This is a genomic window from Paenibacillus polymyxa (genome assembly GCF_001719045.1).
Lineage (GTDB): Bacteria > Bacillota > Bacilli > Paenibacillales > Paenibacillaceae > Paenibacillus > Paenibacillus polymyxa_B.
In genome coordinates this window covers 2,247,703-2,255,305 of sequence record NZ_CP015423.1, presented here as the reverse complement: position 1 = coordinate 2,255,305, position 7,603 = coordinate 2,247,703, and the positions used below count along the sequence as shown (strand labels likewise).

The following is a 7,603-nucleotide window of genomic DNA, read 5'->3' as shown; positions in this document are numbered from 1 at the left end:
CTAGGCTGGGTGTAATAATCCTTTCGTATAAATTGTCTGGGTTGTAACCAGGCCTTGCATACCGCACAAGTCCATGTACCTGTCAAGCGGGAAAGGGACACCCCCTTTTTCGATAAAAATCGCTTAGCATGAAGCCAAAAATAGTTGTTTGTCATGACGTCAGCGGAGCAATATTCGTATATGCACTCATTATTCACATATGTATGCAAGTCAAATTTAAACAGACCTGTTTTCAAAGAATGACGTTATGGGAAGCGTTTTAGCGAAAAAAGAAGAACTTTGTAAAATAGCTTCGAAATGTTGGTTCTTTTTTTACTTGGCGTTAACATATGTGCTATACTGAAGGGGCAAAGGAGGCGTGCCCTATGAACTTAACAGTACGAGGTCAACAGATCGAGGTTACCGACGCTTTGAAGGACTACGTTGATAAGAAATTCAGCAGACTTGAAAAGTATTTCGATGCACCCCCGACGTCTGATGGAAGTGTAACGTTAAGCACAACCAGAGATTTGCACACTGTAGAAGTAACCATTCCTTTGCCGGGGCTTGTACTCCGTGCCGAAGACGAGAGCGATGACATGTATGCATCCATTGATGCCGTGGTAGACAAGCTTGAACGGCAAATTCGCAAGCACAAAACCAAGCTAAACCGAAAATTCCGTCAGGAAGGTAGTTTGAAAACCCTTTTTGTGGAAGATCCGGCAGGAGGCGTGGCTGTTGCTGAAGATGAGGATGTAGAACTGGATGAGCTGGAAGTCGTCCGCACCAAGCGTTTCTTATTGAAACCTATGGATGTGGAAGAAGCTATTCTTCAAATGAACATGGTTGGACATAATTTCTTTGTATTTTCCAATATTGACAACGAAGAAGTTAACGTAGTTTACAAGCGCAATGATGGTAAATACGGTCTGATCGAACGGGAATAGCCTGTGAAGTAGGAACTTTTCACATTTTAAAATGAATAGAACGATTTCGAATGAAGCATGCTTCATGGATATTAGGAAAATGAAAACAACACGAGCCTTATCCTTGCGAATCTGGCGGGATAAGGCTCTTTTATATGTTTTTTTGTAAATGTAAGGAAAATTCAACTTGGATAAGTATAACCAAGTTGTGTATCTCGTGCGTCAATTGTTTTGGTATCTTTAACCGGATGCAAATCTGGAGGCTGCTTGTGTTGCGGCATGTCCTACAAACTGTTACAATTTATGCAAAGAACATCGCACGATGGGCTGGTACAGCCGGGCCTGTCAAACATATCGGGAATCAATTTCATCATGGACCCTTTCTTATTGTGAAATTGATTCTATTAATTGTTTTGCGTGAAAGGGGTAAACCATGCTAGGAATTGTTAAGAAAATCTTCGGAGATACCAATGAACGTGATGTCAAGCGTTTAATGAAGACGGTTGAACTGATCAATAAGATAGAGCCGGATTTCGAAAAGCTCTCGGATGAGGAGTTGCAAGCGAAGACGGAGGAATTTAAAGCTCGGGTCGAACAAGGGACTACGGCTGAAGAAATTTTGCCGGAAGCTTTTGCAACGGTTCGTGAAGCGTCCAAACGGGTGCTGGGTAAACGTCATTATGACGTACAGTTGCTCGGCGGTATTGCGCTGCATGAAGGTAAAATTGCCGAAATGAAAACCGGTGAAGGTAAAACACTGGTAGGAACACTGCCGGTTTATTTGAATGCTCTGTTGGGCAAAGGCGTGCACGTGGTTACGGTCAATGACTATTTGGCGCAACGTGACAGCGGAGAAATGGGACAGATTTATAACTTCCTGGGAATGTCCGTAGGGCTGAATTTGGCCAATATGGATCATGCCGCCAAGCAGGAAGCGTATGCTTGTGATATCACGTACGGTACAAACAACGAGTTCGGGTTCGATTATCTACGCGATAATATGGTGCTTTACAAAGAGCAGATGGTTCAACGTCCGTTGTACTTCTGTATCATTGATGAGGTCGATTCCATTCTCGTCGATGAAGCTCGTACACCATTGATTATTTCAGGACAAGCTCAGAAATCGACAGAGTTGTATTTCGCGGCCGACCGTTTTGTGAAGAGCCTGAATGTTGAAGAAGATTACACGCTGGATATTAAGGTGAAGTCGGTTGCTTTGACCGAAAACGGCGTATCCAAAGCTGAAAATTTCTTTGGTCTCGAAAACTTGTACGATCAGGAAAGTGTTACAATTAATCATCACATTGTACAGGCATTGAAGGCTAATGCTATTATGCGTTTGGATGTGGATTATGTTGTAGCTGACGGTGAAGTTCTGATTGTCGATGAGTTTACAGGTCGTCTGATGGCTGGACGCCGTTATAGTGATGGTTTGCATCAAGCCATTGAAGCGAAGGAAAACATCATTGTACAAAATGAAAGCATGACGCTAGCGACGATTACATTCCAAAACTATTTCCGTATGTACCGCAAATTGGCGGGGATGACGGGTACAGCGAAAACAGAAGAAGAAGAATTCAAAAAAATATATGGTCTGGAAGTGCTCCAAATTCCGACGAATCGCCCCAACCAGCGTGTGGATATGCCTGACGTAGTGTACAAGAGCGTAAAAGGCAAATTCCATGCAGTGGTAGATGAAATCCTGGAGCGTAACAAAAAGAACCAGCCGATATTAGTAGGTACGGTTTCTATTGAAAACTCGGAGCTTCTTTCTGAAATGCTGAAACGCAAAGGCGTTCGTCACAAAGTGCTTAACGCCAAGTATCATGCTGAGGAAGCTGAGATTATTTCCCGTGCAGGTGAAGCTGGCGCAGTTACCATCGCTACCAACATGGCTGGACGCGGTACTGACATCGTACTGGGCGAAGGCGTATCAGAACTCGGTGGTTTGCACATCATCGGTACAGAACGTCATGAATCCCGTCGTATTGATAATCAGCTTCGCGGACGTGCAGGACGTCAGGGTGATCCGGGTTCCACACAGTTTTACTTATCGCTGGGCGATGAGTTAATGAAGCGTTTTGGTGCGGACAACGTACTGAATATGATGGAGCGGTTGGGTTTCGAGGAAGACCAACCTATCGAGAGTCGTATGATTACACGTGCTATCGAATCAGCTCAAAAACGTGTCGAAGGCAACAACTTTGATCAACGTAAAGTCGTTCTCCAGTATGATGATGTAATGAACCAGCAGCGTGCTATTATTTACAAGCAACGCCGTGAGGTGCTGGAATCAGAGAACATCAAGGAAATTGTGTTTGACATGATCAAGCCTGTCATTGAGCGTGTGGTGGAAGCTCATTGCGGTGATGACATTCCTGAAAACTGGGAACTTGAAGAAGTAGCAGAGTATGTGAACAACAACCTGCTTGAGGAAAATACACTTACACGTGACGACCTGTGGGGCAAGGAAAAAGAGGAGATCGTGGATATGATCTTCGAAAAAGTTACCAACAGATACCACAGCCGTGAAGAAATGATTGGCGAAGATATGGTACGCGAGTTCGAGAAAGTTATCGTACTGCGTGCAGTCGATAGCAAATGGATGGACCATATTGATGCTATGGATCAATTGCGTCAAGGTATTCACTTGCGTGCTTACGGCGGTACTGATCCGCTGCGCGAATATCAATTTGAAGGCTTCGAAATGTTCCATGCTATGATTGCTAGCATCCAAGAGGAAGTAGCGACATACATCATGAAAGCACAAATTGAATCCAATCAAGAGCGTCAGGCTGTCATCGACGAAGATAAAATCTCGACGAGTGGTGAACCCGCGGCTCCTAAAAAGAAATCCGCTCCTTCGCGTCCGCGTAGAAAATAACGGATTGAAATTAAGGGAGAAATCTTGAGATACACTATTCCCTGCAGTGCATATAATGGCAGGCGGCAGTTCAACCACTGACCGTCGGCCATTTTGTGCCATACAGGGGTGAGACTGATATGTTGTTCAACTTATAGCTCTTCTGTTTGAGGGTCAGTTTGAATATTGATGAATGGCTAGATTGCTCTCAATTCTTTTAAAACAATTATGACAAGCAAGCAGGTATCTGCTTGTTTGTCAGTTAATTCAGCAGTTAATCTGGCTCACATAACCAGAGCCAGTTATTTAAAAAGCAGTTTGACTTTACGGCGTTTACGGCGGTCGGTAGCGAAGCGGAGGATTTGAATCTGGAGAAGCGTCAGCGATCGTAAGATCAAATCATTCGCGCAGCGTCTCCTCACCCAGCCGTAACTCACAATGCTCCACTCCCCCTAACCATATATTAAAAGGAGAATGACATCATGATTGATCCAAGTGTAAAGCATGATTTGCGAGAAATAGGCAAGAAACTAACAAACCTTAGGGGGTCTCTTTGACTTAGATCTCAAACAGGAAATGATCGCAAACTTTGAAGTAAAGATGGCTGCACCTGACTTTTGGGATGATAATGATAAGGCTCAAGGTGTAATTGCAGAAATGAATGCTGTTAAGTCATCAGTAGACAGCTATGAACAGCTTCGTCAGGAATATGAAGACGCTGGTATGATGGCTGAGCTGGCTGATGAGGAAGGCGATGAAACACTGGCTGGAGAGATCGAGAACAGTGTCACTTCTCTGCTGAGTAAGCTTCAGGAGTTTGAATTGCAATTGCTTTTGAATCAGCCGTATGACAAACTTAATGCCATTCTGGAGTTGCATCCGGGAGCAGGCGGAACTGAGTCCCAAGACTGGGGACAAATGTTGCTACGGATGTATACACGCTGGGCTGAAAAACGGGGCTTTAAGGTAGAGACCCTGGATTATCTAGCGGGTGATGAAGCAGGGATTAAGAGTGTAACACTATTGATTAAAGGCTATAATGCCTACGGCTATCTGAAAGCGGAGAAAGGCGTGCATCGGCTGGTTCGTATCTCTCCATTTGATTCCTCCGGCCGTCGGCATACATCGTTCGTATCCTGTGATGTGGTGCCTGAAATTGCGGATGATGTGGACATTGAAATCCGCACGGAAGATCTCAAAATTGATACGTACCGGGCCAGTGGTGCGGGCGGTCAGCATATTAATACGACCGATTCAGCCGTTCGGATTACGCATTTACCTTCCGGTATTGTCGTGACCTGTCAAAATGAACGTTCCCAGATCAAGAACCGAGAGCGTGCCATGACGATGCTCCGTTCCAAGCTCTACGAGCGTAAGATCGAAGAGCAACGTCAGCAATTGGACGAAATCCGCGGAGAACAGTCCGATATTGCATGGGGTAGCCAAATTCGCTCCTACGTGTTCCATCCATACAGCATGGTTAAGGATCACCGTACTAGCGTGGAGACTGGCAACGTAGGAGCTGTCATGGATGGCGATCTCGATCCATTCATTGATGGTTACCTGCGCAGCCAAATTAAGCTGGACGCAGAATAATAGCCTGTACGTTTTCCTACAGTCCGCAGACCATGTGCCTGCGGACTGTAGGAATTTTTGTGTAACGGTATTTTTTTACTAAAGGAGAACAAGAATGATGTCTCAAATGAATCCTCCCGCTGTCCGCCGAAGACGACGCAAGCCTCTGATTGCCGCCAGCGGACCCGCACGCAACGTGACCGATATTTTACTGATTATACTCGGCTCTTTCATTACAGCGCTGACCTTTAACATGTTCTTGCTCCCAAACCGGATCGCATCCGGAGGTGTATCGGGCTTGTCTATCTTGGGCGAGGACCTGTTTGGTCTGGAACCCGCCTATACGCAGTGGGGAATGAATATTCCGTTATTTATCGCAGGGGTACTGCTGTTAGGGAAAAAATACGGTTTGCGTTCTTTGCTGGGAAGTATTATGCTTCCGCTGTTCGTTTATGTGACGAAGGACTGGGCAGTACCGACAACAAATCCGTTGCTGGCTTCGCTATATGGTGGAATCGGAGTAGGATTGGGTTTAGGTACCGTGTTTCGGGGCAGGGGCTCGACGGGTGGACTGGCTATTTTGGCGCAGATTATTCAAAAGTATACGGGTTTTAGTCTTTCTCTCTGTGTCATGTTGATGGATGGCACGGTGATCACACTGGCTGGTTTCGCCCTCTCGCCGGAACGGGCACTGTATGCATTGATCGGCTTGTTTGTAACGGGCAAGGTCATTGATGCCGTGGAAATGGGACTGAGCTACTCCAAAGTGGCTTACATCATATCCAATCAGAAAGAAACGATCACGCAGGCTATTTTGCAGGATTTGGACCGGGGATTGACAGAGCTGGCGGGACGGGGCGGTTACACGAACGAAGAACGTCCTGTGCTTATGGTTGTAGTCGGACAAAACGAGGTAACTCGCCTTAAAACGCTCGTCCGTTTGGTAGACCCAGAAGCCTTTGTGATTATTAGTAATACTCGTGAGGTATTGGGTGAAGGGTTTAAGAAGGAAAGCTGAAACCAAGAGGGCCTTCTGGAGGCATGCTCTTAACTGAATCCATGCAGGAGAGCCCACTAATGTAGTGGGCTCTTCTCTCTTCAGAATGGCTTTACTAGCTAGATTCTTTTACTAATCGTTCAAGCCAATTTGCCGTTTGTCCTTGATTGAAATACGAGGTTGGCGTCCCTTTTACTCCTGTTTTTACCATGAATAGACCGCCTGCTAAGGGTTGATCGGCACTATCATCATCTTGAGCAGTCGTAATATATAACTCATCCAGATGTTCACCGCCAAAAGCGCACGAAGTCACACAATTGACGGGGAGTGACACCTCAGCAATCACTTCTCCATGAGCAGGATGGATACGGGAGACACGTTTACCGCCCCATCTCGCGATCCACAACATGCCCTCCGCATCGATTGTCATGCCATCTGGATACCCTTCACTTTCATCCAATCTAGCCACCAGTTGCTTATTCCTAATCGTACCTTGTGCCACATCGTAATCGAAGGAGACGACCTCCAATGTTGGAGTATCAATGTAATACATTGTACGATGATCTGCGCTCCAGGCTAATCCATTAGATATGGAGGCTTTATCAACCAGTAAGGAGACATGGCCTTTTGTGCTCAAACTATACAATGCCCCTTGCGCGTGTTCGTCATTTAGGCTCATTGTTCCTGCTAAAAAACGCCCTGCAGGATCGCATTTTCCATCATTAAAACGATTACCTAGTCTACCTTCCTCAGGATCATGAATCAATACTTTGGCCCCTGTCTCAATATCCAAACAATATAGACCACTAATCAGCGCTACGATTACTTTATTTTTGAGATAAGGTACAACTGCACTAATATGTTCACCAACATCTATTGTACAATCTGTACACGTAGAGGGATCATAGATATGCAATTGAAAACCTTCAATATCGACCCAAAATAAACGTTGAAACCGCTGATCCCAGCTAGGCCCCTCGCCTAACTTTGCTTTTGCATCTATAACGATATTCGCTGTATATGTTTCGATGTGTAGCACTCCTAACGTTTTGGTTTATTTTCGACCCCAATTATCCGCTTCAGCGGCTCCTCTGCGCAGATTCACTAGATGCAGCCCATGTGATTTGCTCTTGTGTGTAGTGCTACGTGTACTCCCTTCATGTTCAACAAGTTCATAAAGTGCAGCAAATGACCAATCGAGATGAATACCAATATGTGAAATAATTTAAAGGGAATATCCCCCTTTTCTTTATGCAAAACGGC

Annotated in this window: 5 protein-coding genes; 4 read left to right on the top strand and 1 reads right to left on the bottom strand. The window is 45.2% G+C overall.

Features of this window, described 5'->3' with window-relative positions; translation table 11 throughout:
- Nucleotides 1–365 precede the first annotated feature (365 nt).
- The 4 genes from hpf (at nt 366) to AOU00_RS10065 (ending at nt 6,361) form a co-directional block, all read left to right on the top strand.
- Complete coding sequence (gene hpf, locus AOU00_RS10080; protein WP_013312261.1) at nt 366–926, top strand: ribosome hibernation-promoting factor, HPF/YfiA family; 561 nt, start codon at nt 366–368, stop codon at nt 924–926.
- 412 nt (nt 927–1,338) lie between these two features.
- Nucleotides 1,339–3,789 carry a preprotein translocase subunit SecA gene (secA, locus tag AOU00_RS10075; protein ID WP_069290528.1) on the top strand — a complete coding sequence of 817 codons (2,451 nt, stop codon included), beginning with the start codon at nt 1,339–1,341 and terminating at the stop codon, nt 3,787–3,789.
- A gap of 461 nt (nt 3,790–4,250) precedes the next feature.
- Nucleotides 4,251–5,364, top strand: a protein-coding gene (gene prfB / locus AOU00_RS10070) for a peptide chain release factor 2 (RefSeq protein ID WP_155765234.1) whose coding sequence is annotated in 2 segments (ribosomal slippage) — nt 4,251–4,322 and nt 4,324–5,364 — 1,113 coding nt in all. Because the reading frame shifts where the segments join, the coding sequence is not laid out codon by codon here.
- A gap of 97 nt (nt 5,365–5,461) precedes the next feature.
- Complete coding sequence (locus AOU00_RS10065; protein WP_069290526.1) at nt 5,462–6,361, top strand: YitT family protein; 900 nt, start codon at nt 5,462–5,464, stop codon at nt 6,359–6,361.
- 94 nt (nt 6,362–6,455) lie between these two features.
- On the opposite strand, the gene AOU00_RS10060 is transcribed toward AOU00_RS10065, so the two are convergent.
- On the bottom strand, nt 6,456–7,379 hold the full coding sequence (locus tag AOU00_RS10060) for an SMP-30/gluconolactonase/LRE family protein (RefSeq protein ID WP_069290525.1): 924 nt from the start codon (nt 7,377–7,379) through the stop codon (nt 6,456–6,458).
- Between the last annotated feature and the right edge of the window lie 224 nt (nt 7,380–7,603).

Coding starts and splice junctions, on each gene's coding strand:
- hpf (WP_013312261.1), top strand. CDS start 366: ATGAACTTAACAGTACGAGGTCAACAGATCGAGGTTACCGACGCTTTG.
- secA (WP_069290528.1), top strand. CDS start 1,339: ATGCTAGGAATTGTTAAGAAAATCTTCGGAGATACCAATGAACGTGAT.
- AOU00_RS10065 (WP_069290526.1), top strand. CDS start 5,462: ATGTCTCAAATGAATCCTCCCGCTGTCCGCCGAAGACGACGCAAGCCT.